Genomic DNA, 23,347 nt, shown 5'->3' on the forward strand with positions numbered 1-23,347 from the left:
ACCCGACCCGGCCCCTCGACAGCCGCGCGCCCGCACGGCGGCTTCCCCTGCGGCGCTGCCCGCGGCCCCCTGCGACGAAGGAGCGATGTGAAGGAAGTACTGCTGCTCGCCGGCACCCGTGCCGAAGCGGTGAAGATCGCGCCGGTGGCGCTGGCGCTGGCCGACCACCCGGTGCTGCGCCCCGTGATCGTCCACAGCGGACAGCGCGACGGCGAGGTCGAAGAGGTGCTGGGTGCGTTCGACCTCGAACCCGACGTCGTGTTGCAGACCCCGGCGGGCGTCGACGGCCACGCCGGCCTGCTCGCCGCGCTGGTGCCCGCGCTCGACCGGGTGCTGCGGGTGCGCGACCCGGCCGTCGTGCTGGTGCAGGGCGACACCACCACCGCGCTGGCCGGCGCGCTCGCGGCGTTCTGGCGCGGCACCCCGGTGGCGCACCTGGAAGCCGGGCTGCGCACCGGCGACCTGGCCGGGCCCTTCCCCGAGGAGGGCACCCGGCAGATGATCGCCCGGATCGCCGCGCTGCACCTCGCGCCCACCGACGACGCGGCGACGGCGCTGGTGGGGGAGGCGCTGCCGACCGCCGACATCGTGGTCACCGGCAACACGGTGGTCGACGCGGTGCAGCGGGTGGCCGCCGCCGACCACCCGGTGCGCGACCCCGCGCTGGCCGCGCTGGAGGCCGACCTCGACGCGACCGGCGACCGGCTGGTGCTGGTGACCGCGCACCGCCGGGAGTCCCGGGGCGCACCGCTGGAACGGGTGCTGCACGCCGTGCGGGCGCTGGTCGACCGCCACCCCGACGTCCGGGTGCTGCTGCCCGCCCACCCGGAGGTGCGCGGGGCGGTCCGGGCGGTGCTGAGCGGGCACCCCCGGATCGTGGTGGGCGAGCCGCTCGGCTACCCAGACCTGGTGCGGGCGCTGCGGCGGGCCGCGCTGGTGCTCACCGACTCCGGCGGCCTGCAGGAGGAGGCGCCGACGTTCGGCGTGCCGGTGCTGGTGCTGCGCCGCGCCACGGAGCGGATGTCCGCCGTGGACGCCGGGTGCGCGTGGCTGGTCGGCACCGAGACCACCCGCATCCTGGCCGAGGCGGGCTGGGTGCTCGGGTCGCGGCTGCGGCTGCCGCCGGGGCGCAACCCGCACGGCGACGGCCGGGCCGCGACCCGGGTGCGCGGCGCGCTGGAACGGCTCGTCGGGCTGCCCGCGCTGTTCGGCTCGGCGCTGCCGGTGCGCATCCCCAGTTGACCGCACTCGGTCACCGACCACTCGATCAGGTACTCACATTCCCCTTGAGGGTGACAAGTCGCAGCGCGGGTCGGCGCGCGACCCGTGCCGATCGATCATGGGCCGGGGGCAGAGCACTTCGAGAAGGGCATCGGAATGAACCACATCCTCGCGCGCCGGGCCGGGGCGGTGGCCACGGCGCTGGCGCTGTGCCTGGCGGGCGCACCCGCCCGCGCGGCCACCCCGCCGGGCGTCGCGTCCGCCGGGTCGGCGGACTTCACCCGGGCGGGGCAGCACGTCGTCGTGCCCGCGCTCGCGCCGTGCTCGGTCGGCGGACCCACCACCGCGTCCTCCGCCCCCGTCGCGGAGGCGGGCATCCGGTTCGGCGCCGGCACCTCGACCTGCGAGACCACCGTGGTCGACGCGCAGCACAACCTGACCGAGACCAGGTCCTCCGCGCAGGGCACCGAGTTCGAGCTGTCGGCGCTGACCGCCTCGGGCGGTCCCCGGCTCAAGGTCGGCCGGTGGAAGGTCGCCTGCACCGGCCGGGAGAGCGGCACGTCGGCCGGCTGGGAGCTGGAAGCGCTCAGCGGGTTCCCGGGGCTGCCCCGGGAGATCCCGACGAACCACCGCCACCAGGTGAAGAGCACGGCCGGCGCGGTGCTGGCGGAGGTCGTCTTCAGCGAGGTCCTGCTGCCCGACCCGAACGACGGCAGCCTGGCCATGAACCTCATGCACCTCCGCTTCACCGAGGCGTCCGGCATCAGCGGCGACGTCGTCGTCGGCTCCGCGTCCTGCTCGCCGACCCCGTGACGCGCACCCGGCCCCGCCGCACCGGGCGGGGCCGGGCGCCGCGCTCAGCCCACGTGCGGCGAGCCGTCCAGCGCGACGCCCGCCGCCCGCATCCGGTCCAGCGCGGTGTCCACGGTGGCCCGTGCGACCCCCGCCGTGAGCCCCAGCAGCACGGTGGTGGCGAACCCGGCCGACGCGGCGTCGAGCGCGGTCGCCCGGACGCAGTGGTCGGTGGCGATCCCCACCACGTCCACCCGGTCCACCCCGCGCCCGCGCAACCAGTCCACCAGCGACTCGCCGCCGCCCGACGCGCCCTCGAACCCCGAGTACGCCGCCGCGTAGGCGCCCTTGGAGAACACCGCCTCCACCGCCGTCACGTCCAGCTCCGGGTGGAACGAAGCCCCGGCGGTGCCGGCCACGCAGTGCACCGGCCACGAGTCCACGTAGTCCGGCGTCGCGCTGAAGTGGTCGCCCGGGTCCACGTGGTAGTCCCGGGTGGCCACCACGTGGTCGTAGCCGCTCGACGCCACGTGCGACGAGATCGCCGCCGCCACCGCCGCGCCGCCGGCCACCGCGAGCGAACCGCCCTCGCAGAAGTCGTTCTGGACGTCCACCACGATCAGCGCCCTGGTCATGCGCACACCTCCTGCAACCTAGAGGAACGTCGTCGGGATCGCGGGCTCGCCACGGGAGAGCTTCAAGCCCTCCCACGGCACGCTGACCAGGGCGGCGCGCAGCCGTTCCCGGCTCTCCGCCAGGGAGTCGAGCCCCTCGGCGCGCTGCCCGCCGCGCACCAGCGGCACCTGGAGCAGCCGGTCGTCGGCACCCGTTTCCGGCGTCTGCGCGTGCGGGAAGACGACCTCCTCCAACGCCGTCCCGGTGTCCTTGTGGCGGCGCAGCGCGTTCTTGCGCCCGCCACGGGACTCCTTGTGGGAGCTGCGCTTCGCCACCGGCCGCCCGTCGACCTCGACCAGCTTGTAGACCATGCCGGCGGTCGGCGCACCGGACCCGGTCACCAGCGACGTGCCCACGCCGTACGCGTCCACGGGTTCGGCGCGCAGCGCGGCGATCGAGTACTCGTCCAGGTCGCCGGACACGACGATCCGGGTGTTCTTGGCACCCAGCGAGTCGAGCTGGTCACGCGCCTGCCGCGCCAGCACGCCCAGGTCGCCGGAGTCGATCCGCACCGCGCCCAGCTCCGGGCCGGCCACCTCGACGGCGGTCTTGATGCCCGCCGTGATGTCGTAGGTGTCCACCAGCAGCGTGGTGCCCGCGCCCAGCGCGTCCACCTGGGCCCGGAACGCCTCCTCCTCGCTGTCGTGCAGCAGCGTGAAAGCGTGCGCGCACGTGCCGGCGGTCGGGATGCCGTGCCGCCGGGCGGCCTCCAGGTTCGACGTCGCGGTGAAGCCCGCCAGGTACGCGGCGCGCGCCGATGCGACGGCGGCGTCCTCGTGCGTCCGGCGCGACCCCATCTCGATCATCCGCCGGCCGTTGGCCGCGCCGACCATGCGGGCGGCTGCGGACGCGATCGCGCTGTCGTGGTTGAGGATCGACAGGGCCAGCGTCTCCAGCACCACGCCCACGCCGAAGGAGGCGCGCACGGACAGGACCGGCGAACCCGGGAAGTACAGCTCGCCCTCCGGGTACCCGTCGACGTCGCCGGTGAACCGGTAGTCCGCGAGCCACGACAGGGTGGCGTCGTCCACCACGCCCGTGCGCTCCAGCAGCTCCAGCTCCGGCCCGCCGAACCGGAACGCCTCGATCGCGTCCAGCAGCCGGCCGGTCCCCGCGACCACGCCGTAGCGCCTGCCCTCGGGCAGCCTGCGGGCGAACACCTCGAACACGCACGGACGGTCGGCGGTGCCGTCGCGCAATGCCGCGGCCAGCATCGTCAACTCGTAGTGGTCCGTGAACAGCGACGTCGACATGGGGCAAGAGCCTAGGCTCGACCGGGGCGTTGTCGCAGGAGGTGGACCTATGGCCTCCGCCACGGAGCGGAACATGACACCATTGGCGGTATGACCACGCCCGTCGAGCATGAGCGGACGCAGGTTGACCCGGCGCCCGAGGAGGTCCGCACCGAGGACCGCCCTTGGCAGACGCTGGTCTGGAACGACCCGGTGAACCTGATGTCCTACGTGACGTACGTGTTCCAGAAGCTGTTCGGCTACAGCCGCGACCACGCGACGAAGCTGATGCTGGACGTGCACCACAAAGGCCGGGCGATCGTGTCGTCGGGATCGAAGGACAAGGTGGAGGCCGACGTGGCCAGACTGCACGCGGCCGGGCTGTGGGCGACCATGCAGCGGTCGTCGTGAAGAAGTGGACCCGCTCCGGCGACACCGTGCTGGGCCGGTTCGACCGGCAGGAGGCGGCGGTCGTGCGCGGCCTGGTGAGCCAGGTCCAGGACATGCTGCTGGCCCGCGCCGAGGAGGCCCCGCAGGACGAGCTGGCCGAGCTGACCGGGATCAGGACGGGCCCCTCGACGCCGCCGGACGACCCGATCCTGGGCCGGCTGCTGCCCGACTTCCACCGGTTGGACCCGGACGCGCCGGACCCGGCCGAGGTCGACTCGGCCAACGCCCTGCGCTCGCTGCACGAGCCCGAGCTGCTGGACCTCAAGAGCGGTGTCGCCGCCGTGGTGCTCCAGACCTGCCCGCCGGACGGCGGCGACGTGCGGCTGCGCCTGGAGGACGCCGAGGCGTGGCTGTCGGCGCTCAACGACGTGCGGCTGGCCCTGGGCACGGCGCTGGACGTGCAGGACGACATGCCCGACGAGCTGCCGGCCGACGACCCGCGCTCGCCGCACCTGGGCGTCTACCACTGGCTGACGTGGGTGCAGGAGACCCTGGTCGAAGCGGTCCTGGACTGAGCACGCGACCGCCGGCCGGCCCCGGGCCGGCCGGCGGACCTCCGGCATCCCGGTGGAACGTGCGCCGTCCGAGGTGGCGCGAGGTCGCCGACCGCTCACGGACCGGCCGCCGACCCGCCGACAAGGCCCGCTGGTGCGGGTTCTCACACACCGGGACAACTTCCGCCACCACGTAGGATGGGGTCGTGCTGGTGATTCGCCGTGACCTCGTCGACGCCATGGTGGCGCACGCCCGTCGTGACCACCCCGACGAGGCGTGCGGGATCATCGCGGGCCCCGAGGGCTCCGACCGCCCCGAGCGGTTCGTCCCCATGGACAACGCCGAGCGCTCGCCGACGTTCTACCGGTTCGACTCGGCCGAGCAGCTGCGGGTGTGGCGCGAGATGGACCGGGCCGACGAGGTGCCGGTGGTCGTCTACCACTCGCACACCGCGACCGAGGCCTACCCCTCGCGCACGGACATCTCCTACGCCAGCGAGCCCGACGCCCACTACGTCCTGGTCTCCACCAGGGACCCGGAGGAGCACGAGCTGCGCTCCTACCGGATCGTGGACGGCGTCGTGACCGAAGAACCGGTCGAGGTGGTCGAGTCGTACATGTTCGCGCACAACGGCGCGGACGACGCGCCCGACTGCCGCTGAAGCTCCGTCGTCCGACACATCTCCCGATATCCGGCTCTTCTCGGAGGTCCCAGCATGTCCGTCACCGTCTCGATCCCCACGATCCTGCGCACCCACACCGCCGGGCAGAAGTCCGTGGAGGCCGCGGGCTCCACGCTCGCCCAGGTCATCGACGACCTGGAGGCCAACCACGGCGGCCTGAAGGACCGCCTGGTGAAGGAGGGCGCGCTGCACCGGTTCGTCAACGTCTACGTCAACGACGAGGACGTCCGCTTCGCGGGCGGCCTCGAAGCGGCGGTCAAGGACGGCGACACGGTCACGATCCTCCCGGCCGTCGCGGGCGGCTGAGCGATGGCTCGGTACGAGTCGCTGCTGGACGCGGTCGGCGGCACGCCCCTGGTGGGGCTGCCCCGGCTGTCGCCCTCGAAGGACGTCCGGCTGTGGGCCAAGCTGGAGGACCGCAACCCGACCGGCTCGATCAAGGACCGCCCGGTCCTGATGATGATCGAGGAGGCCGAGCGGTCCGGGCGGCTGACCCCCGGCTGCACGATCCTGGAGCCGACCTCGGGCAACACCGGCATCGCGCTGGCGATGGCGGCCAAGCTCAAGGGCTACGGCCTGGTGTGCGTGATGCCGGAGAACACCTCCACCGAGCGCAAGCAGCTCCTGCAGGCGTACGGCGCGCGGATCGTGTTCTCGCCCGCCGCCGGCGGGTCCAACCAGGCGGTGGCGCGGGCCAAGGAGCTGGCCGCGCAGAACCCCGACTGGGTGATGCTCTACCAGTACGGCAACCCCGCGAACGCGGGCGCGCACTACCACGGCACGGGTCCGGAGATCCTCAAGGACCTGCCGACCATCACGCACTTCGTGGCGGGCCTGGGCACCACCGGCACGCTCGTCGGCGTCGGCCGCTACCTGCGCGAGCAGAAGCCCGACGTGCAGGTCATCGCCGCCGAACCCCGGTACGGCGAGCTGGTCTACGGCCTGCGCAACCTGGACGAGGGCTTCGTGCCCGAGCTGTACGACGCGGAGGTCCTCACGGGCCGGTACTCGGTCGGCTCGTACGACGCGCTGCGCCGCACCCGCCAGCTGCTGGAGGTCGAGGGCATCTTCGCGGGCATCTCGACGGGCGCGATCCTGCACGCCGCGCTGGGGGCGGCCGAGAAGGCCGCGAGCCGGGGCGAGTCGGCGGACGTGGCGTTCGTGGTGGCGGACGCGGGCTGGAAGTACCTGTCGACCGGCGCGTACTCGGGGACCCTGGACGAGGCGGCGGAACGCCTGGACGGGCACCTCTGGGCCTGAGCACCCGGCCGTGCGGACCCGGCCTGCCGACGCCACTCGCGGGCGCGTCGGCAGGCCGTTCCCGTCCCCGGTGCCGGTTCACGGCCCGGTCGCCCGTTCGGCGCTACCCGGCCGCCGGCGCTGTTCCTACTATTCGGGCGTCCCGGTCCGTCTAGCCGGTGGTGCCGAGTGAGCCTGTCCGCAGCGGACCGCGAACTGCTCGACCGCGCGGTGGGCGTGGCCCGCGCGCACAGCCGGTGGCGGCACCACACGGTGGCCGCCGCCGCCCGGTCGGTGGACGGGCGCACGTTCACCGGGCTGAACGTCTTCCACTTCGCCGGCGGGCCGTGCGCGGAGCTGGTGGTGATCGGCGCGGCAGCCGCCGAGGGCGCCTACGACCTGGAGACCGTGGTGGCCGCCGACGCGTCCGGCGTGGTCGTGCCGTGCGGGCGCTGCCGCCAGGTGCTCTCCGACCTGGTGCCGGGGGTGCGCGTGCTGGTCTCGGAGACCGAGGAGGTCCCGCTCGGCGCGCTGCTGCCGAGCCCCTACCGCTGGTCGGAACACCTGTCGTCGTTGGAGCGCCGCCGCCGCTGACCCGTCCCCGGCGCGGGAATGCAGAACACCCTGGACGGGTCCTGCGGAATACCGCGACCGCAGACAGGGGAGCGTGCACGGGCCGGTGGAACAACGGTTCGCCGGTCACCGCGCGCGGCACCGGCAGTAATTCCGGCAGAACCACGGCGTCGCCTTCGCGCTCACCTGGACTTCCCGCAGATCGCCGGCCGGATGATGAATGTGGCCCACCTCTCACAATCCGCCCGGCCGTCGCGCGCGGGCCGCCGGATCGGGGGATTCGTGGCTGGTCAGGCCGTTCGGGATGCCCCACCGCCTGCCTTCGGTGACCCGCAGTCGGAGCTGTCCCGAACTCGATCCGGTCACCGGTCAATGCGGCCGATCAGGGGGCGCATCCGGGGAGTGCTCGCGTTCGGCACCGGCCCGTTGATGCATTCGAGTGAACCTGGCCCAATGATATTGCCAGGCGGCCCGTGGCGTTTTCCGCAATACTGCACATTGGCGGCTGCTATCGTGCCGCCATGCAATTGACGGTGCTCGGGTGCTCGGGAAGCGCACCCGGTCCTGACCTGCCCACTTCGGGGTACCTCGTCGAAGTGGCCGGGGTCCGGATCGCGGTCGAACTCGGCGGCGGCGTGTTCGGCGCGCTCCAGCGGCGGTGCGACCCGTTCGCGCTCGACGCCGTGCTCCTGTCGCACCTGCACCTCGACCACTGCGCGGACTTCAGCGCGCTCACCACCTACCTGCGCGCCCACCCGTCCCCGCCCCCGTCGCGGGGCAGGCTCCCGGTCCACGCCCCGGCGCACGCCCCGACCCGGCTCGCCGCCGCGCACGCCGCGTCGGAGGAGGAGTTGGCCACCCTGCGCCTGGAGGACACCTTCGACTTCGTGCCGCTGGCCGCGGGCCGCTTCCAGGTGGGGCCGGTGACGGTCGAGGTCGCGGCCATGCGGCACATCTGCGAGGCGTACGCGTTCCGGATCTCGCACGGCGACACGTCCCTGGTGTTCACCGGCGACACCGTCCCGTGCCCGGACCTGGTGGAGCTGGCCCGGGGCGCGGACCTGCTGCTGGCCGACGCGGCGTGGCGGGAGCAGGCCGGGCGGGCCAACTACCTGCACATGAGCGGCCGGGAGACCAGCGTCGTGGCGACGGAGGCGGGTGTGGGCAGGCTCGTGCTCACGCACGTCCTGCCGTGGTCGGACCGCGCCGGCGTGCTGGCGGACGCGACCGAGGCGTTCGACGGCCCGGTCACCCTGGCCGAACCGGGTGACGTGTACGAGATCCACGCCACCACCCAGGCCGACACGGCCTGACCCGCGCGGCCGGCCGCTGCCGGCGGTCCGCTCCCGGCTACCCGGCGAAGGCGGTGGACGGGCGGCCCTCGCCCACGCCCGGCAGGACCAGCACCGACCCGGCCAGCTCGCTCAGCGCGTCGCCGGACAGGCCGACCCGCGCGGTCGTCACGTACAGGTCGGTGAAGTCCTGGCCGCCGAACGCGCACGCGCTCGGCTGACCCACCGGGAGTTCGACCTCGGTGTCGACCCGGCCGTCCGGCGCGTACCGCCGCACCGCCGCGCCACCCCACAGCGCCACCCAGACCGCGCCCGACGCGTCCACGCACAGCCCGTCCGGCAGGCCCCGGTCCACCTCGGCCACCGTGCGGCGGTTGGTGGCCTCGCCGGTGTCGCGGTCGTAGTCGAGCACGTCGATCCGGCGGGTCGCCGAGTCGGCGTAGTACATCAGCGTGCCGTCGGGGCTCCAGTCGACGCCGTTGCCGCCCGTGACGTCGCCCAGCACCACCTTCGCGTCGCCGGTCGGGTCGACGCGGGCCAGCCAGCCGCCCGGGTCCTCGTCGTAGCGCGTGGTCCCGGCCCACAGCCGGCCCGCCGGGTCGACCGCCGCGCCGTTGCCGCGCACGCCGTCGCGCGCCCAGTAGACCAGCCACGTCTTCGCGCCGTCCCGGTCGACCAGCGCGACCCCGTCCCGCAGGTTGAGCACGAGCCCGCCCCGGGTGCGGGGCTTCGCCGCGCCGACGTGCTGCGGCACGTCGAGCACCGCGTCCTCGTCCCGGTGCGGCGAGTACCGGTGCACCCGGCTGCCGAGGACGTCCACCCAGACGAGGGTCCCACTGCCGTGGTCCCAGGTGGGTGCTCCGCCCAGTTCGGCCCCGGTGCGCACGGCCACTTCGATCGACACGGGCCCAGCGTAGGCGTCGATCACCCGGAAGCGGCACGCGCGTGCCCCCTGACCTCGGAACACCGCGGTCTCGCAGACCGCCGTCCCGCCGCGCGAACCGGGCTCCTGCGCCGGCCCGTTCACCCGTAACCTGGAGGTGTGGACCCGACGGTTGTGTCACCGGCCCCGCCCACCCGGTCGCCGGCCAAGCGCGTCATCCCGCCCCGGCCGCTGCTGTCGGCGGTGGTCGTGGCCGGGTTCGTGGCGCTGATGTTCGTGGTGGAGGGCGTCGACACGGCGCTGGGCGGCAGCCTCGACGGCGAGGGCGTGATCCCGCGCGACTTCACCGAGTGGGACAACCTCATCTGGGCCCCGGTCCTGCACGGCGGCTGGGAGCACCTGACCGGCAACGCGGTGCCGCTGCTGATCCTCGGCTTCCTCGCCACCTCCGGCGGCATCGCGCAGTTCCTCCAGGTCACCGCCGTCATCTGGCTGACCGACGGCCTCGGCGTGTGGCTGATCGGCTCGCCCGGCAGCCACATCGGCGCGTCCGGCCTGGTCTTCGGCTACCTGGTGTTCCTGCTCGTGCGGGGCGTCTTCGCGCGGGCCACGGCGCAGGTCGTGGTGGCGGTGGCGGTGTTCGCGGTCTACGGCGCGATGCTGTGGGGCGTGCTGCCCGGCCAGTCCGGCATCTCCTGGGAGAGCCACCTGTTCGGCGCGCTGGGCGGCGTGCTCGCGGCCTGGGGCGTCGCGCGGGACAACCACCGGCACCTCGACCGGGCTGCCGCCGCGTGACGGCCGCCGACGCGCCGATCGGCGTCTTCGACTCCGGGGTCGGCGGGCTCACCGTCGCCCGCGCGATCATGGACCAGCTGCCCGAGGAGAGCATCCGCTACCTCGGCGACACGGCCAACGCCCCGTACGGCCCGCGCCCCATCGCCGAGGTGCGCGAACTGGCCCTGGGCCACCTCGACCGGCTGGTCGAGGACGGCGCGAAGCTGCTGGTGATCGCCTGCAACACGGCGTCCTCGGCCTGCCTGCGCGACGCCCGCGAGCGCTACGACGTGCCGGTGGTGGAGGTCGTGCTGCCCGCCGTCCGCCGGGCCGTGGCGACCACCCGCACCGGCCGGGTCGGCGTGATCGGCACGGTCGGCACCATCGCGTCCGGCGCGTACCAGGACTCGTTCGCCGCCGCGCCCGCCATCGAGGTCACGGCGGTCGCCTGCCCGAGGTTCGTCGACTTCGTGGAGCGCGGCACCACCACCGGCCGCCAGGTGCTCGGCCTCGCCCAGGCGTACCTGGAGCCGTTGCAGCGCGCCGAGGTCGACACGGTCGTGCTGGGCTGCACCCACTACCCGCTGCTGACCGGGGTGATCCAACTGGCCATGGGCGACGGGGTGACGTTGGTCTCCAGCGCGGAGGAGACCGTGAAGGACGTCGTCCGGGTGCTGACCGACCTCGACCGGTTCCGCTCCGGCGACCCGGACCTGCGGTTCTCCAGCACCGGCCCGGCCGACCTGTTCGCCCGGCTGGCGCGCAGGTTTCTGCCCCGGCTGGAAAACGCGTCTTTCCACCCCCACGAATGATTTGGCACCCTCCAACAGTGCTGTTGACCATCCTCGGCTGCTCGGGCAGCCTGCCGGGGCCGGACGGCCCCGCATCCGGCTACCTCGTCGAGGCGGACGGCTACCGCCTCGGGCTGGAGCTCGGCAACGGTGTGCTGGCCTCGCTGCAAGCCCACTGCGACCCGTTCTCGCTGGACGCGCTGCTGTTCTCGCACCTGCACCCCGACCACTGCGCGGACTTCACCACGCTCGCGGTGATGCGGCGCTACCACACCCACCCCCCGCACGACACGACCCGGCACAAGCTGCCCGTGCACGCACCGGTCGAGGCGCCCCGGCGCTTCGCCCGCGCCTACGCCGAGAGCGCCGAGGAGTTGCGCACCGCCGACCTGTCGGACGTGTTCGACTTCCACGCCCTGACCGCCGCGCCATTCCGGGTGGGCCCGTTCGAGATCACCGCCGCCCGCGTCGACCACCCCGGCGAGGCGTACGGGTTCCGGATCGCCACGGAGCGCGCGGTCCTCGCGTTCACCGGCGACAGCGGCCCGTGCGGCGCGCTGGTCGACCTGGCGCGCGGCGCGGACGTGCTGCTGGCCGAGGCGACCTGGACGCACGCCGACGACCGCCCGCCGGGCACCCACCTGTCCGGCGTGCAGGCGGGCGAGCTGGCCGCCGAGGCGGGCGCCGGCCGGCTGCTGCTGACCCACGTCGCGCCGTGGACCGACCCGGAGGAGGTGCTCGCCGAGGCGCGCACCCGGTTCGACGGTCCGGTCGAACTCGCACGTCAGGGCCACAAGTGCGCGGTTGACGCGCCGGCGGTCCGGGTAATCGGCGGGCATGGCAACTGATGTCGTCGAGCTGATCCTGGCCGACCACCGCAAGTTCGAGGAGCTGTTCCGCGAGCTGCGCGACCGCTCCACCGACCGCGCCGCCCGCCTCGGCGAGCTGGCCGCGCTGCTGGTCGCGCACGCCGAGGCGGAGGAGGCGGAGGTGTACCCGGCGCTCAAGCGCTACCGCAAGGTCGACGACGACGAGGTCGACCACGGGGCCGAGGAGCACGCCGAGGGGCACCAGGCGCTGCTGGCGCTGATGGAGGTCAAGGACCCCGAGACCGAGGAGTGGGAGTCGAAGCTGGAGGAGCTCGTCGAGAACCTCAACCACCACGTGGACGAGGAGGAGCGGACGATCCTCAACGACGCCCGCGAGCAGGTCGCCGACGACCGCCGCGCCGAGCTGGGCCGGGCGTTCCTGGAAGCCCGGCAGGCGGCGCTGGACGAGGACTGCGGCGACCTGGAGTACGTGCGCCGGATCGCCAAGGCCACCGCCGACCGGATCGACTAGCGTCGGACGGGTGTCGGACGTCGAGGTGCGCAAGGTCGGTCAGCACGAGTTCGTGGCCACGAACGGCCGGGGTGCCTCGGTGCCGATCGGCCGCGCGGGCGCGGAGGGCTCGTTCAGCCCGGTGGAACTGCTGCTGGCCGCGATGGCGGGCTGCGCGGCGGTGACCGCCGAGACCTTGATCGAGCGGAGGGTCGGTCCCGTCCTGTCGGCGCGGGCGGCCGACGTGCGGCCGGCGGGCGCGCACGAGCTGCACGAGGTCCCGGTGACCCTGGAGTACGACGTGTCCGCGCTGACCGACGAGCAGCGCGAAGCCCTCGACGTGACCGTGCGCCGGGCCGTCGACCAGCTCTGCACCGTCTCCCGCACCCTGCACGAGTCGCCGCCGACGCCGCTGCACCTGCCGTAGCGCCCGGACGGCACGTGCGGCGGCCGGTGCCCGGTCGGTTCGGTGCCCGGTCGGTCCGGTGCCCGGTCGGTCCGGTGCCCGGTCCAGTCCGGTGCCCGGTCAGTTCTGGCCGACGCCGTCCCAGACGGCCGTGGAGCCGCTGTGCCCGATGCGCACCGTCTGCACGGTCACCGCCGCGCCGGCCGCGATCACCAGCACCGCCACCACGATCGAGATCCGCCGCCACGTCCTGGGCACGTCGGCGTCGTCGGCCGCGGCGGTCCGCTCCCGGTCCGCGAGCCGGCCCGCGACCAGCAGCGCCACCACGAGCACGCCGAAGCCCAGAGCGAACGGCAGCAGGTCGTTGCCCAGCTCCGCGTGCCTCTCGATCAGCGGGTTGCCCAGCGCCGCCAAGCGCTCGTGGAGCTGCTCGCCCGCCTTCTGCGCGGGCAGCACCGAGCCGACGGCCAGCAGCGTGACGCCGAGCAGCGGCCACGCGTGGCGCTGCCGCCACCGGGGCACGATCGCGAGCGCGGCGGCGGCCAGCGCGGACAGGGGGAGGAGCACCACGACCGCGTGCACCAGCAGCGGGTGCGCGGGAAGTCCGAAGACCGTCGGAAGGCCGTCTGCGAGTGCCATGCCTCTCCCTACGCCAGTGGAACGTCCCCCGGTTCAGCGCCTTAGGGTAGTGCCGTGCTGAGAACCGATGGCAGGAACGACGACGTACTGCGCGACATCCGGATCACCCGTGGCTACCAGCAGTGGCCGGCGGGCTCGGTGCTGATCGAGTTCGGCAACACGCGCGTGCTCTGCGCAGCCAGCGTGACCGAAGGCGTCCCCCGGTGGAGGTCGGGCTCGGGTCTCGGATGGGTGACCGCCGAGTACGCGATGCTGCCGAGCGCCACCCACAGCCGCAGCGACCGCGAGTCCGTGAAGGGCCGGATCGGCGGTCGCACTCACGAGATCTCCCGGCTGATCGGCCGGTCGCTGCGCACGTGCATCGACCTGGCCGCGCTGGGCGAGAACACGATCGTGATCGACTGCGACGTGATCCAGGCCGACGGCGGCACCCGCACCGCCGCGATCACCGGCGCGTACGTGGCGCTGGCCGACGCCGTCACCTGGCTCGGCGCGGCCGGCCGGCTGGCCGACCCCCAGCCGCTGTCGTGCGCGGTGTCGGCGGTGTCCGTGGGCGTCGTGGACGGCCGGGTGCGCCTGGACCTCCCGTACGAGGAGGACTCGCGCGCCGAGGTCGACATGAACGTGGTCGCCACCGACGCGGGCACCCTGATCGAGGTCCAGGGCACCGGCGAGGGCGCGACGTTCGCCCGGTCCACCCTGGACAAGATGCTCGACCTGGCGCTCCAGGGCTGCGCGGAGCTCAACCGCGTCCAGTCCGAGGCGCTGGCCCAGCCCTACCCCGGCGTGCTCCCCGAACCGAAGGGCCGCAAGAAGTGAAGGTCCTGCTCGCCTCCCGCAACGCCAAGAAGCTCGGCGAGCTGCGCCGCATCCTGGTCGCCGAGGGGCTGCCCGGCGTCGAGGTGGTCGGCCTGGCGGACGTGCCGGAGTTCCCGGAGGCCCCCGAGACCGACCCGACCTTCGAGGGCAACGCCCTGGCCAAGGCCCGGGACGCCTTCGCCGCCACCGGCCTGCCCGCCGTGGCGGACGACTCGGGCATCGAGGTCGACGCGCTCAACGGGATGCCGGGCGTGCTGTCGGCCCGCTGGTCCGGCGCGCACGGCAACGACGCGGCGAACCTCCAGCTCGTGCTGGGCCAGCTCCGGGACGTCCCGGACGAGCGGCGCGGCGGCGCGTTCGTGTGCGCGGCGGCCCTGGTGGCGGCCGGCGGCGTGGAGGTCGTGGTGCGCGGCGAGTGGCGCGGCACGATCCGCCGGGAACCGGCCGGTGCCAACGGTTTCGGCTACGACCCGATCTTCCAGCCCGAGGGCCGGGACGTGACGTCGGCCGAACTGTCCCCCGAGGACAAGGACGAGCTGTCCCACCGCGGACGCGCGCTGCGGCTGCTGCTGCCCCACCTGGTGGAGCTGGCGCAGCGGTAACCCCGGACGGGTCCTGGACGCCCGCCGGGCCGGACCACGCCGGGCCGGCCACGCCAGGCCGGGCCCGAGGTTCTCGGGCCCGGCGGCGGGCGATCACGGACCCGGTGCCGGGCCTGGCGGTGGGCGCGGTCAGGCGGGGAGTTCGCGCAGCAGCTTGGCCACGTGGCCGGTCGCGCGCACGTTGTACATCGCCTTGACGACGAGGCCCTGCGGGTCGACCAGGAACGTCGAGCGGATCACGCCCATCACCGTGCGGCCGTAGTTCTGCTTCTCGCCGTACGCGCCCCACTCGGTCAGCACCTCGCGGTCCACGTCGGACAGCAGCGGGAAGGTCAGGCCCTCCGCCTCGACGAACTTCGCCAGCTTCTCCGGCTTGTCCGGCGAGATGCCGACCACGTCGTAGCCGGACGCCGCCAGGTCGCCGGTGTTGTCGCGGAAGTCGCACGCCTGCTTGGTGCAGCCCGGCGTCCCGGCGGCCGGGTAGAAGTAGACGACCACCGAACGGCCCAGGTAGTCGGAGAGCGAGACGGGCTTGCCGTCGCTGTCGGGCAGCGTGAACGCCGGGGCCTGGTCGCCGGGGGACAGGCGCTTCTGCTCGGTCATGGCGCAAACGCTACAGCCCGCTCCCGACGGTCCCGGACCGGCGGCGACTGCCGCCGTGCGTCAGGCGAGGCCCTCGAACGTGGCGCTGGGGTCCTGGCCGGCACCGTTCGGCTCGACCACCAGCTGCATCCGGACCTGGTTCTCCGGCACGGCGAAGGCCAAGGTCAGCTTGGTGTCGGCACCGGGCGCGACCTCGGTCACCGCTGCGCTGCGGCCGTTGAGGCCCTGCACGGAGTCGAGCACCTCGGCGACCGGTTCGCCGCCGACCAGGGCGCGGACCGTCAGCTCGCTCGTGCGGTAGGTGGTGCCGGTCCCGTTGACCAGCGTCAGCACGAACACCGTGGTGCGCGGCGACTTCGGGAACGACGTGTCGCTGGGTTCGATCGACTTGGCGGGCGAGACCGAGATGGACAGCCCGTCGGGCCACACCCGGCGCGAGCCGAACGCGGCGAACTCCGACGCCGGTGGCGCGTTGTTCAGGTTGGCGCGGGTGCTGGAGGTCGTCTCGGGGACGGAGGTGTCGGACAGCCCGGAGTGGTCCGCGCACCCTGCCACTGCCCCCGCCAGGCACAGGCCGACGGCCAGTCTGGCGAACTTCACGAACTCCCCTTCCCGCCCCGGCGGTGGGCTAGCGGCGACTCCCACCACCATGACGGCGCAGAGGTGTGCCCGGGGGCGGATGAGGGGGCTTGATTCGCACCTGGTGCCGGCCTGTGGCCAAGCCGTGATGCCCGGGGGCCGCCCACGTGGGCGGCGCCACACTTTCGGTGGCGCTGCCCACGCGGACCGCGGCGGCGTCCGCTCGGGCGCGGAACCCGCCGCCCGGAAGTTAGGGAGCGCGTCGGGGGGCCTGCGCGCTCGATAGGATCATCGCGCTCCGGGGCCCGGTTGCTACACCTCGACTTCAGTCTTCACTCGTTCGGATGAGTGGGAGAGGTCGGCGAGCTGAGCGAGCAGTGCGTAGGAGTGCAACCGGTCCGCCTGGTCGGCGACCATCGTGGTGACCATCAGCTCGTCGGCCAGGGTGTCGGCGAGGAGCTGTTCGAGCTGGTCGCGGGCGGTGTCCGGGCTGCCGACGACCTGCGAGGCCAGCCGTTCCCGGATGATCAGCCGGTCGAACTCGGTGTACGGGTACTCGTCGGCCTCCTGCGGCGTGGCCAACGGCCCCGGCCGGTTCTGCCGGAGCTTGAGGAAGGCGAGCGCCTGCGGCGCGGCGATCCACCGGGCGTGCTCGTCGGTGTCGGCGACGATCGCCGACGCGCACACCATCGCGTACGGCTCGGTGAGGACGGCCGACGGTTGGAAGCGCTCGCGGTACAGCCGCAGCGCCGGGATGGTGTTCTCCGCGCTGAAGTGGTGGGCGAACGCGAAGGGCAGGCCGAGCAGCCCGGCGACCTGCGCGCTGTACCCGCTGGACCCGAGCAGCCAGACCGGCGGCTTGTTGCCCTGCGCGGGCACGGCGGCGAGGGGCTCGGTGCCGTCGAAGTAGCCCATCAGCTCGGAGAGCTGCTGCGGGAAGTCGTCCACGGACAGCGGGCCCTCGGTCCGGCGCAGGGCGCGCGCGGTTCGCTGGTCGGTGCCCGGCGCGCGGCCGATGCCGAGGTCGATGCGGTCGGGGTGCAGCGCGGTGAGCGTGCCGAACTGCTCCGCGACCACCAGCGGCGGGTGGTTGGGCAGCATCACGCCGCCCGAGCCGACCCGGAGCGTCGTCGTGGCGGCGGCGACGTGCCCGATCAGGATCGCCGGGGACGAGCTGGCGATCCCGGGCATGTTGTGGTGCTCGGCCAGCCAGAAGCGGCGGTAGCCGAGGCGTTCCACGTGCTGCGCCAACTCCCGGGTGTCCGCCAGGGCGGTCCGCGCATCCGTCGCCGTCGTCACCGGTGCCAGGTCTAGGACGGACAGCGGGATGTCACGAAGTCGGCTCATACCTCCTTTCAACGCCCACCCGCGCGGATGCCTTCCACCTGTGACCCACACCGCACCGCACGACACCACCCGCGCCGCACGCCCGCACCGATACCGCCCGCCTGCCCGCCCGCGCCGCCCGCGCCGCCCGCCCGCACCGCCGCTCGCCCGCACCGCCGCCCGCACCCCCCGCCCGCGCCGCACCGTCTGCGCCGTCGCCTCCGGCGGCCAACCGGACCCGGCCGGGCTCAGCCGTGGTCAGCCGGTCAGGATGCGGTCCGCCAGGTACACCGCCTTCGTCACGGCGGTGAGGCGGGCAGCCGAGGTGTCCCAGTCCGTGCCCACCGGCTCCAGGGTCAGCACGACCACGATCTTGCGGTCGGCCGGGCCGTAGGTGCCGGTGGTGTGCATGGCCGGGCGGACCAGGTCCACCTCGGCCGGGGGTGTTCGGGTGGGCGGGCCGTCCTTGGCCGCCGGCAGCGGCGCGCGGTGCGCCGGCGGCTCGACGCACGGGCGGGGCGGGGTGTCGCCGAACCGGGACCAGCCCTGCTTGTAGGCCACGTCACCGGGGACCGCCGCCGGGACGCCGAACGACTGGTCGAAGCCGTCCGTCGCGCACGTCGTCGCCCGGTGCAGGTTGTCCATGATGAACGCCCGGTACTTCGGGTGCGCCTCCTCCAGCACGTACCGGTACACCTTCACCACGTCGGCCGCGCTCACCGCCGTGTAGCCCCAGAAGCCGACGTCGACCGGCGGCAGCGTGTCGGTCAGGCCGAGCTTGGCCGCCATCCGCTCGACGATCTTCTCCCAGCCGTTGAGCACCCACAGCTCGCTGGCCGCGTAGTCGTCGCTGGAGCGCAGCATCGGCACCAGCCGGTTCAGGTCTTCGGGAGGGATGGCGAAGTCCGGCCCCCGGGTCTCCAGGTAGTCCAGGGCTATCAGCAGCTTCACCACCGACGCGGATCTGATCCGCTGGTGCGAGTTGTGCGACAGCGTCGTGCGGCCCAGCGCGCGGTCGTGGACGGCGAAGGCCACCGTCACGTCCGAGGGCACGGCCGACTGCGGCGACGGCACCTCGGGCGAGGCCGACGCGGGGATCGCGGTGGCGGCCAGGAGGGCGGCCACCACCAGCGGCAGGATGCGCGTTTTGATCATGCCGTCGACGGTAGCGAGGGGGTCTGACACTTCGGTCACACCGGGAAGGCGCAGACGCCGGCGGGCGTTGTCCCGGACATGGACGTGGTGGTCATCGGTGCAGGTCAAGCTGGGCTTTCGGCCGCCTATTTCCTCGATCGGGTGAACCTGGAGCACGTGGTCCTGGACGCCGACGACGGACCCGGCGGGGCGTGGCGGCACCGCTGGCCGAGCCTGCGGATGGCGACCGTGCACGGCATCCACGACCTGCCCGGGATGCCGTTCGACCCGCCCGACCCGGACGCGCCCGCGAACGAGGTGCTGCCCGCCTACTTCGCCGATTTCGAGCGCCGCAACGGCATCCACGTCCGCCGCCCGGTGCGCGTCCACGCCGTCCGCGACGACGACGGCGCGCTGGAGGTGCAGACCGGCCACGGGACCTGGCGCACCAGGGCGCTGATCAACGCCACCGGCACGTGGACCCGCCCGTTCTGGCCCCACTACCCCGGCCAGGAGCTGTTCCGGGGCCGCCAACTGCACTCCTCGCAGTACCGGGGCCCGGAGGAGTTCGCGGGCCGGCACGTGGTCGTCGTCGGCGGCGGGACGTCCGCCGTCCAGCAGCTCCTGGAGATCGCCCGCTTCGGCACCACGACCTGGGTCACCCGCCGGGAGCCCGAGTTCCGCGACGAGCCGTTCACTCCCGAGGTGGGCCGCGCGGCCGTCAAGCTGGTCGAGGACCGGGTCCGGGCGGGCCTGTCGCCGCACAGCGTCGTGAGCGTGACCGGCCTGAGCCTCACCCCGGCGGTCCGGGCGGCGCTCGCGGACGGCACGCTGCACCGCGAGCCGGCGTTCGAGCGGATCACCGCGGACGGCGTGGTCTGGCCGGACGGCCGCACCCGGCGGGCCGACGCGATCCTGTGGGCCACCGGCTTCCGCCCCGCCGTCGACCACCTGGCCCCGCTGGGCCTGCGCGGCCCCGGCGGCGGCATCCGGCTCGACGGCACGCGGGTCGTCGCCGACCCGAGGGTCCACCTCGTCGGCTACGGCCCGTCCGCCAGCACGGTCGGCGCGACGCGCGCGGGCCGGGCCGCCGCCCGGGAGGTCCGGGACCTGCTCACGCGGGTGCCGGCCGCCTGAACACCCGCCGCCCCAGCACCGTGCCGGCCACCCCGAGCCGGTAGCGCAGCACGTCCCACCGCCCGACGCCCCGCCGCGCCAGGAACTCCCGCGCGGCGGCGGCGTCGAAGAACCACGGGACCAGCGTCGACGGGTCGTTGAACCCCTCCCACAGCCGCTCGCCGACCTCGGGGTGCCGGGACGCCGCGACCAGCACGTCCCGCTGGTGGCGGGCCATCGGGACCAGCATCCCCTCGGAGAAGTCGTTGGCGTGCCGGCCGACCTCCCAGAACTCCTCGAACCGCGCGCGCAGCCACGCCGCCGTGCCGTCGTAGTCGCCCAGCCGGGACGCGAAGAACCGCGCCATCCGGGTCGCGTTGTTGGCCCCCTGAGCGGCGATCGGGTCGTTGAGCACCACGGCGTCGCCGAGCCCGAGCACGTGCCGCCCGGACGGCAGCACGGCCACCGGCTCGCGCACCGCCGGCACCACCGCCCCCTTGAGCCACGTGGTCTCCCGGGTCGGCCGCACCGGCGCCAGGAACGACGCCTGGCCCGGCAGCATCTCGTCCACCAGGCCGCGCAGCACCGCCAGCCCCTCGGACGCGGTGGTGACCGCGCCGAACCGGTCCGCCGGACCGCCCGGCACCGCCTCCACGGCGATGCTGCGCGACGCGCCGGCGTCCTTGTCCCAGAACGGGACCCAGAACACCTCGACCACCCCGGGCACGAACGTGAACACGATGTCCCGGTGCCGGGGGTGCGCGTCGAGGTCGTAGCCGCGCACGTTCACCGTGAACAGGGTGCGCTGCGCGGACGTGTGCACCGAACGCGCCGGGTCGCGCGCGAACAGGCTGCCGAAAGTCTTGCGCCCGACGGTGACCACGACGAGTTCGTGCGTCGCCGCCAACGAGTCCAGGTCGCCTTCCGTCACCGACCCGGTGACCACGGTCGCACCCCGCGCGGCCAGTTCCCGCAGCCCCCGGGCGAACTTGAGCCGCTGGTCCACCGCGAGCGCGGGCTTGCGCAGCGGCGCGTCGACGCTCAACGCCACCAGCCGGTCGTCGGTGTAGAGGTCGAGGCGGATCCGGTCGGCGCGCGGCGCGTCGGGGAAGTCGTCCAGCCCCAACGCCGCCTCGTACTCGACCTGGTCGCCGAACAGGCACGCCGTGGGTCGCTCGCCGGACTCCAGGTACTGCTCGGCGGTGAGGTCCGAGCACAGCGTGACCCGCCACCCGGCGCGCAGCAGCGCGGCGGACAGCACGATCCCCGCCTGCCCCGCACCCACCACCGCGACCGAACGCACCCACCTGATCCTTCTGCCGTGGGCACTTCGGTGCCAATCCGGCGTTCGGGTCGATTAGCCTCGACGTCGTGGCCGGGGGAGTGCGCGTGGTGGTCGGCCTGCTGCTGGGCCTGGGCACGGGGCTCGCGGCCCTGCTGGTGGTGCCGGTCTTCCGCTCCGCCGGGCCGTGGTTCGCCGAGCTGGAGCGCCGCCGCGTCCACCGGTTCCTGGGCGTCGAGACGGCCGATCCGACGCGCGCGCGAGCGGTCCGCTACGTCCTCGTGCGCGCCCCCGTGGGCCTGTTGGGCGGCTTCGTGCTGGCGTGGCTGTTCTACGGCCTGGTGCTGGGCGCGATCGCGGTGCAGCGGCTCGTCGTCAACGGTCTGGACGGCATCGACCTCTACGACGACGTCGCCGCAGCCCTGTGGACGGCCCTGATCGGCGGTGTCCTGCTGTACGTGGAGATCCAGGGCATCCGGGGCGTGGTGGCGCTGGAGGCGCGGGTGGCCCGCCGCTGCCTGGGCCCGAGCGAAGCGGAGTTGCTGCGCCTGCGGATCGACGAGCTGGCCGAGAGCCGCGCCGGGATCGTGGACGCCGTGGACGCGGAGCGCCGCCGCATCGAGCGCGACCTGCACGACGGCGTGCAGCAGCGCCTGGTGGCCCTGGGGATGCTGCTGGGCCGGGCGCGACGCCACCCCGAGCACGCCGACGAGCTGCTCCGGCAGGCCCACGAGGAGTCCCGGCACGTGCTGGAGGACCTGCGGGACGTGGCCTGGCGGGTGTACCCGGCGGCGCTGGACTCCCTCGGCCTGGCCGACGCGCTGGAAGCCGTGGCGGACCGGTCGCCCATCCCCGTGGAGGTCCACTGTGGACAGGACGACTTCTCCGCGAACGTGCGCACGGCGGTCTACTTCGTGGTCTCCGAGGCGGTGACGAACGCCGTCAAGCACTCGGGTGCGACGATGGTCGTCGTGGACATCCGGGGAGACGGCGCCGAGGTGCGGGTGCGGGTCGAGGACGACGGCGCGGGGGGCGCGGACCCGGCCGGCGGCGGCCTGGCGGGCCTGGCCAGGCGGGTCGCCGCGCTGGACGGGCGGTTCGCGGTGCGCAGCCCGGCGGGCGGCCCGACGGTGGTCAGCGCGGAGTTCCCGTGCGGGTGATCCTGGCCGAGGACTCGACGCTGCTGCGCGAGGGCCTGGCGCGGCTGCTGGCCGAGGAGGGGCACGACGTGGTGGCGTCCGTGGGCGACGCGCAGGCGCTGCTCGTCGCGGTGGCCGCCCACGTGCCGGACGTCGTGGTGACCGACGTGCGGATGCCCCCGACGAACACCGACGAGGGCCTGAAGGCCGCGTTGGAGATCCGCCGGAGGCATCCGGGGGTGGGGGTGCTCGTGCTGTCCCAGTACGTCGAGCAGCGCTACGCGGTCGACCTGCTGACCGGGCACGCCGAGGGCGTCGGCTACCTGCTCAAGGACCGCGTGGTGCAGGTGGAGGAGTTTCTCGACGCGCTGCGCCGGGTGGGCGCGGGCGGTGCGGCGTTCGACCCCGAGGTGGTGCGCCGGCTGCTGGCCCGGTCCGCCCACCCGCTCGACGCCCTGACCCCGCGCGAGCGCGAGGTGTTGGCGCACATGGCCGAGGGGCACACGAACAACGCGATCGCGGCGAAGCTGCACGTCTCGCGCAGCGCCGTGGAGAAGCACGTGAACTCGATCTTCGACAAGCTGCGGCTGTCCGACGTGGACGGCTACAGCCGGCGGGTGCTCGCCATCCTGCGCTACCTGCGCGCGTGATCCTTGCGCTTGGCCAGCCGGGAGACGACGAACCACACCACCGCCAGCACGACCGCGCCCAGCACGGCCTTCGAGGCGAGGCCGAGGTACTGCTCCACCACGTGCCAGCTCTCGCCGAGGTAGTAGCCCGCCAGGATCAGCGCGGTGTTCCAGATGGCGGAGCCGGCGGCGGTGAGCGCGACGAACCCCGGCAGCGGCATCCGCTGCACGCCCGCCGGGATGGAGATCAGGCTGCGGAAGATCGGGACCATCCGCCCGAAGAACACCGTCGTCCGGCCGTGCTTCTCGAACCACGCCTCTGTCTTGTCCACGTCGGACACCTTGACCAGCGGCATCTTCGCGGCGATCGCGCGCACCCGGTCCCGGCCGAGCAGCGCGCCCACCCAGTACAGCAGCAGCGCTCCCGCCACGGAGCCCGCAGTCGTCCACGCGATCGCGGCGACCAGGCTCATCCCGCCCCGGCTCGCGGTGAAACCCGCCAGCGGCAGGAACACCTCGCTCGGCAGCGGCGGGAACAGGTTCTCCAGCGCGATGGCCAACCCGGCGCCCGGTGCGCCGAACGACTCCATCAGATCCACGACCCAGTCGACATCCATGATCACCACGCTACGAACGCACAGGGGTGTCGGACCA

29 protein-coding genes are annotated in these 23,347 nt (G+C 73.8%); 19 read left to right on the top strand and 10 right to left on the bottom strand.

Translation table 11 applies throughout. The features are described from left to right. The first annotated feature begins 87 nt into the window (after positions 1-87). Positions 88-1,242: a UDP-N-acetylglucosamine 2-epimerase (non-hydrolyzing) gene (gene wecB, locus AB0I60_RS15395; protein WP_360729956.1), complete on the top strand. Its 1,155-nt coding sequence runs from the start codon at positions 88-90 to the stop codon at positions 1,240-1,242. Positions 1,243-1,377: 135 nt separating this feature from the next. Beyond that, complete coding sequence (locus tag AB0I60_RS15400) at positions 1,378-2,034, top strand: hypothetical protein (RefSeq protein WP_360729959.1); 657 nt, start codon at positions 1,378-1,380, stop codon at positions 2,032-2,034. 44 nt (positions 2,035-2,078) lie between these two features. Here AB0I60_RS15400 and AB0I60_RS15405 read toward each other — a convergent pair whose 3' ends face one another. Together AB0I60_RS15405 and AB0I60_RS15410 are read right to left on the bottom strand one after the other, a co-directional pair. Continuing rightward, complete coding sequence (locus AB0I60_RS15405) at positions 2,079-2,648, bottom strand: isochorismatase family protein (RefSeq protein WP_360729961.1); 570 nt, start codon at positions 2,646-2,648, stop codon at positions 2,079-2,081. An 18-nt stretch (positions 2,649-2,666) separates the two neighbouring features. Next, positions 2,667-3,941, bottom strand: a complete 1,275-nt coding sequence (locus AB0I60_RS15410; RefSeq protein ID WP_360729964.1) for a nicotinate phosphoribosyltransferase — start codon at positions 3,939-3,941, stop codon at positions 2,667-2,669. A gap of 90 nt (positions 3,942-4,031) precedes the next feature. Between AB0I60_RS15410 and clpS the strand changes: the two genes are divergently transcribed. The 7 genes from clpS to AB0I60_RS15445 all read left to right on the top strand — a co-directional run bounded on the left by clpS (position 4,032) and on the right by AB0I60_RS15445 (position 8,672). Beyond that, on the top strand, positions 4,032-4,331 hold the full coding sequence (clpS, locus tag AB0I60_RS15415) for an ATP-dependent Clp protease adapter ClpS (protein ID WP_360729967.1): 300 nt from the start codon (positions 4,032-4,034) through the stop codon (positions 4,329-4,331). Then, a complete protein-coding gene (locus tag AB0I60_RS15420) occupies positions 4,328-4,885 on the top strand; it encodes a DUF2017 domain-containing protein (protein ID WP_360729970.1) in 558 nt (185 codons plus the stop codon). Before clpS ends, AB0I60_RS15420 begins: the two co-directional genes overlap by 4 nt. A gap of 185 nt (positions 4,886-5,070) precedes the next feature. After that, positions 5,071-5,526: a M67 family metallopeptidase gene (locus AB0I60_RS15425; protein WP_360729973.1), complete on the top strand. Its 456-nt coding sequence runs from the start codon at positions 5,071-5,073 to the stop codon at positions 5,524-5,526. 54 nt (positions 5,527-5,580) lie between these two features. Then, positions 5,581-5,853 carry a MoaD/ThiS family protein gene (locus tag AB0I60_RS15430; protein ID WP_360729975.1) on the top strand — a complete coding sequence of 91 codons (273 nt, stop codon included), beginning with the start codon at positions 5,581-5,583 and terminating at the stop codon, positions 5,851-5,853. Positions 5,854-5,856: 3 nt separating this feature from the next. Further along, positions 5,857-6,807, top strand: a complete 951-nt coding sequence (locus tag AB0I60_RS15435; RefSeq protein WP_360729978.1) for a cysteine synthase — start codon at positions 5,857-5,859, stop codon at positions 6,805-6,807. 168 nt (positions 6,808-6,975) lie between these two features. After that, positions 6,976-7,380 carry a cytidine deaminase gene (locus tag AB0I60_RS15440; RefSeq protein ID WP_360729980.1) on the top strand — a complete coding sequence of 135 codons (405 nt, stop codon included), beginning with the start codon at positions 6,976-6,978 and terminating at the stop codon, positions 7,378-7,380. Between the two features lie 500 nt (positions 7,381-7,880). Then, positions 7,881-8,672, top strand: coding sequence for an MBL fold metallo-hydrolase (locus AB0I60_RS15445; protein ID WP_360729983.1), 792 nt, complete (start codon positions 7,881-7,883; stop codon positions 8,670-8,672). 37 nt (positions 8,673-8,709) lie between these two features. Here AB0I60_RS15445 and AB0I60_RS15450 read toward each other — a convergent pair whose 3' ends face one another. Then, a complete protein-coding gene (locus AB0I60_RS15450) occupies positions 8,710-9,555 on the bottom strand; it encodes an SMP-30/gluconolactonase/LRE family protein (RefSeq protein ID WP_360729986.1) in 846 nt (281 codons plus the stop codon). A gap of 138 nt (positions 9,556-9,693) precedes the next feature. On the opposite strand from AB0I60_RS15450, the gene AB0I60_RS15455 reads away from it, so the two are divergent. From AB0I60_RS15455 to AB0I60_RS15475, 5 genes are read left to right on the top strand one after another with little or no spacing between them, the layout of a single operon-like run. Next, positions 9,694-10,329, top strand: a complete 636-nt coding sequence (locus AB0I60_RS15455) for a rhomboid family intramembrane serine protease (RefSeq protein ID WP_360729989.1) — start codon at positions 9,694-9,696, stop codon at positions 10,327-10,329. Then, complete coding sequence (gene murI, locus AB0I60_RS15460) at positions 10,326-11,120, top strand: glutamate racemase (RefSeq protein WP_360729991.1); 795 nt, start codon at positions 10,326-10,328, stop codon at positions 11,118-11,120. Before AB0I60_RS15455 ends, murI begins: the two co-directional genes overlap by 4 nt. Before the next feature lie 17 nt (positions 11,121-11,137). After that, complete coding sequence (locus AB0I60_RS15465; protein ID WP_360729994.1) at positions 11,138-11,947, top strand: MBL fold metallo-hydrolase; 810 nt, start codon at positions 11,138-11,140, stop codon at positions 11,945-11,947. Then, positions 11,937-12,440, top strand: coding sequence for a hemerythrin domain-containing protein (locus tag AB0I60_RS15470; RefSeq protein ID WP_360729996.1), 504 nt, complete (start codon positions 11,937-11,939; stop codon positions 12,438-12,440). Before AB0I60_RS15465 ends, AB0I60_RS15470 begins: the two co-directional genes overlap by 11 nt. 10 nt (positions 12,441-12,450) lie before the next feature. Further along, positions 12,451-12,846, top strand: a complete 396-nt coding sequence (locus AB0I60_RS15475; protein WP_360729999.1) for an OsmC family protein — start codon at positions 12,451-12,453, stop codon at positions 12,844-12,846. A gap of 99 nt (positions 12,847-12,945) precedes the next feature. On the opposite strand, the gene AB0I60_RS15480 is transcribed toward AB0I60_RS15475, so the two are convergent. Then, positions 12,946-13,464 carry a DUF2231 domain-containing protein gene (locus tag AB0I60_RS15480; protein WP_360730002.1) on the bottom strand — a complete coding sequence of 173 codons (519 nt, stop codon included), beginning with the start codon at positions 13,462-13,464 and terminating at the stop codon, positions 12,946-12,948. Between the two features lie 54 nt (positions 13,465-13,518). Between AB0I60_RS15480 and rph the strand changes: the two genes are divergently transcribed. Both rph and rdgB read left to right on the top strand, forming a co-directional pair. Then, a complete protein-coding gene (gene rph, locus AB0I60_RS15485; protein ID WP_360730005.1) occupies positions 13,519-14,283 on the top strand; it encodes a ribonuclease PH in 765 nt (254 codons plus the stop codon). Next, positions 14,280-14,885, top strand: a complete 606-nt coding sequence (rdgB, locus tag AB0I60_RS15490) for an RdgB/HAM1 family non-canonical purine NTP pyrophosphatase (RefSeq protein WP_360730008.1) — start codon at positions 14,280-14,282, stop codon at positions 14,883-14,885. The genes rph and rdgB overlap by 4 nt, the downstream gene beginning before the upstream one ends. A gap of 129 nt (positions 14,886-15,014) precedes the next feature. On the opposite strand, the gene bcp is transcribed toward rdgB, so the two are convergent. The 4 genes from bcp to AB0I60_RS15510 form a co-directional block, all read right to left on the bottom strand. Further along, positions 15,015-15,488 (bottom strand): thioredoxin-dependent thiol peroxidase, encoded by a 474-nt coding sequence (gene bcp / locus AB0I60_RS15495; protein ID WP_360730011.1) that lies wholly within the window; start codon positions 15,486-15,488, stop codon positions 15,015-15,017. A 60-nt stretch (positions 15,489-15,548) separates the two neighbouring features. Further along, positions 15,549-16,088, bottom strand: a complete 540-nt coding sequence (locus AB0I60_RS15500; protein WP_360730015.1) for a hypothetical protein — start codon at positions 16,086-16,088, stop codon at positions 15,549-15,551. A gap of 291 nt (positions 16,089-16,379) precedes the next feature. Continuing rightward, on the bottom strand, positions 16,380-17,414 hold the full coding sequence (locus AB0I60_RS15505; protein WP_360730017.1) for an LLM class flavin-dependent oxidoreductase: 1,035 nt from the start codon (positions 17,412-17,414) through the stop codon (positions 16,380-16,382). A gap of 237 nt (positions 17,415-17,651) precedes the next feature. Further along, positions 17,652-18,548 carry a hypothetical protein gene (locus AB0I60_RS15510; protein WP_360730020.1) on the bottom strand — a complete coding sequence of 299 codons (897 nt, stop codon included), beginning with the start codon at positions 18,546-18,548 and terminating at the stop codon, positions 17,652-17,654. Positions 18,549-18,626: 78 nt separating this feature from the next. On the opposite strand from AB0I60_RS15510, the gene AB0I60_RS15515 reads away from it, so the two are divergent. Continuing rightward, positions 18,627-19,664, top strand: coding sequence for an NAD(P)-binding domain-containing protein (locus AB0I60_RS15515; protein WP_360730022.1), 1,038 nt, complete (start codon positions 18,627-18,629; stop codon positions 19,662-19,664). Here the strand turns inward: AB0I60_RS15515 and AB0I60_RS15520 are convergent. Then, complete coding sequence (locus tag AB0I60_RS15520) at positions 19,642-20,946, bottom strand: styrene monooxygenase/indole monooxygenase family protein (RefSeq protein ID WP_360730026.1); 1,305 nt, start codon at positions 20,944-20,946, stop codon at positions 19,642-19,644. The two genes, AB0I60_RS15515 and AB0I60_RS15520, sit on opposite strands and share 23 nt — an antisense overlap. 68 nt (positions 20,947-21,014) lie before the next feature. On the opposite strand from AB0I60_RS15520, the gene AB0I60_RS15525 reads away from it, so the two are divergent. After that, positions 21,015-22,085: a histidine kinase gene (locus AB0I60_RS15525; RefSeq protein WP_360730029.1), complete on the top strand. Its 1,071-nt coding sequence runs from the start codon at positions 21,015-21,017 to the stop codon at positions 22,083-22,085. Beyond that, positions 22,076-22,714 (top strand): response regulator transcription factor, encoded by a 639-nt coding sequence (locus AB0I60_RS15530; RefSeq protein WP_360730031.1) that lies wholly within the window; start codon positions 22,076-22,078, stop codon positions 22,712-22,714. Before AB0I60_RS15525 ends, AB0I60_RS15530 begins: the two co-directional genes overlap by 10 nt. On the opposite strand, the gene AB0I60_RS15535 is transcribed toward AB0I60_RS15530, so the two are convergent. Then, entirely contained in the window at positions 22,699-23,310 is a 612-nt protein-coding gene (locus tag AB0I60_RS15535; protein WP_360730034.1) for a DedA family protein, read from the bottom strand. The genes AB0I60_RS15530 and AB0I60_RS15535 overlap by 16 nt on opposite strands. Positions 23,311-23,347: the final 37 nt, after the last annotated feature.

It is taken from the genome of Actinosynnema sp. NPDC050436 (genome assembly GCF_040655415.1).
Lineage (GTDB): Bacteria > Actinomycetota > Actinomycetes > Mycobacteriales > Pseudonocardiaceae > Actinosynnema.

Bases quoted from the DNA above. Each gene is read 5' to 3' on its own strand.
- AB0I60_RS15400 (WP_360729959.1), top strand. From the start codon at position 1,378: ATGAACCACATCCTCGCGCGCCGGGCCGGGGCGGTGGCCACGGCGCTG.
- AB0I60_RS15405 (WP_360729961.1), bottom strand. From the start codon at position 2,648: ATGACCAGGGCGCTGATCGTGGTGGACGTCCAGAACGACTTCTGCGAG.
- AB0I60_RS15410 (WP_360729964.1), bottom strand. From the start codon at position 3,941: ATGTCGACGTCGCTGTTCACGGACCACTACGAGTTGACGATGCTGGCC.
- clpS (WP_360729967.1), top strand. From the start codon at position 4,032: ATGACCACGCCCGTCGAGCATGAGCGGACGCAGGTTGACCCGGCGCCC.
- AB0I60_RS15430 (WP_360729975.1), top strand. From the start codon at position 5,581: ATGTCCGTCACCGTCTCGATCCCCACGATCCTGCGCACCCACACCGCC.
- AB0I60_RS15435 (WP_360729978.1), top strand. From the start codon at position 5,857: ATGGCTCGGTACGAGTCGCTGCTGGACGCGGTCGGCGGCACGCCCCTG.
- AB0I60_RS15445 (WP_360729983.1), top strand. From the start codon at position 7,881: ATGCAATTGACGGTGCTCGGGTGCTCGGGAAGCGCACCCGGTCCTGAC.
- AB0I60_RS15470 (WP_360729996.1), top strand. From the start codon at position 11,937: ATGGCAACTGATGTCGTCGAGCTGATCCTGGCCGACCACCGCAAGTTC.
- AB0I60_RS15480 (WP_360730002.1), bottom strand. From the start codon at position 13,464: ATGGCACTCGCAGACGGCCTTCCGACGGTCTTCGGACTTCCCGCGCAC.
- bcp (WP_360730011.1), bottom strand. From the start codon at position 15,488: ATGACCGAGCAGAAGCGCCTGTCCCCCGGCGACCAGGCCCCGGCGTTC.
- AB0I60_RS15505 (WP_360730017.1), bottom strand. From the start codon at position 17,414: ATGAGCCGACTTCGTGACATCCCGCTGTCCGTCCTAGACCTGGCACCG.
- AB0I60_RS15510 (WP_360730020.1), bottom strand. From the start codon at position 18,548: ATGATCAAAACGCGCATCCTGCCGCTGGTGGTGGCCGCCCTCCTGGCC.
- AB0I60_RS15515 (WP_360730022.1), top strand. From the start codon at position 18,627: ATGGACGTGGTGGTCATCGGTGCAGGTCAAGCTGGGCTTTCGGCCGCC.
- AB0I60_RS15535 (WP_360730034.1), bottom strand. From the start codon at position 23,310: ATGGATGTCGACTGGGTCGTGGATCTGATGGAGTCGTTCGGCGCACCG.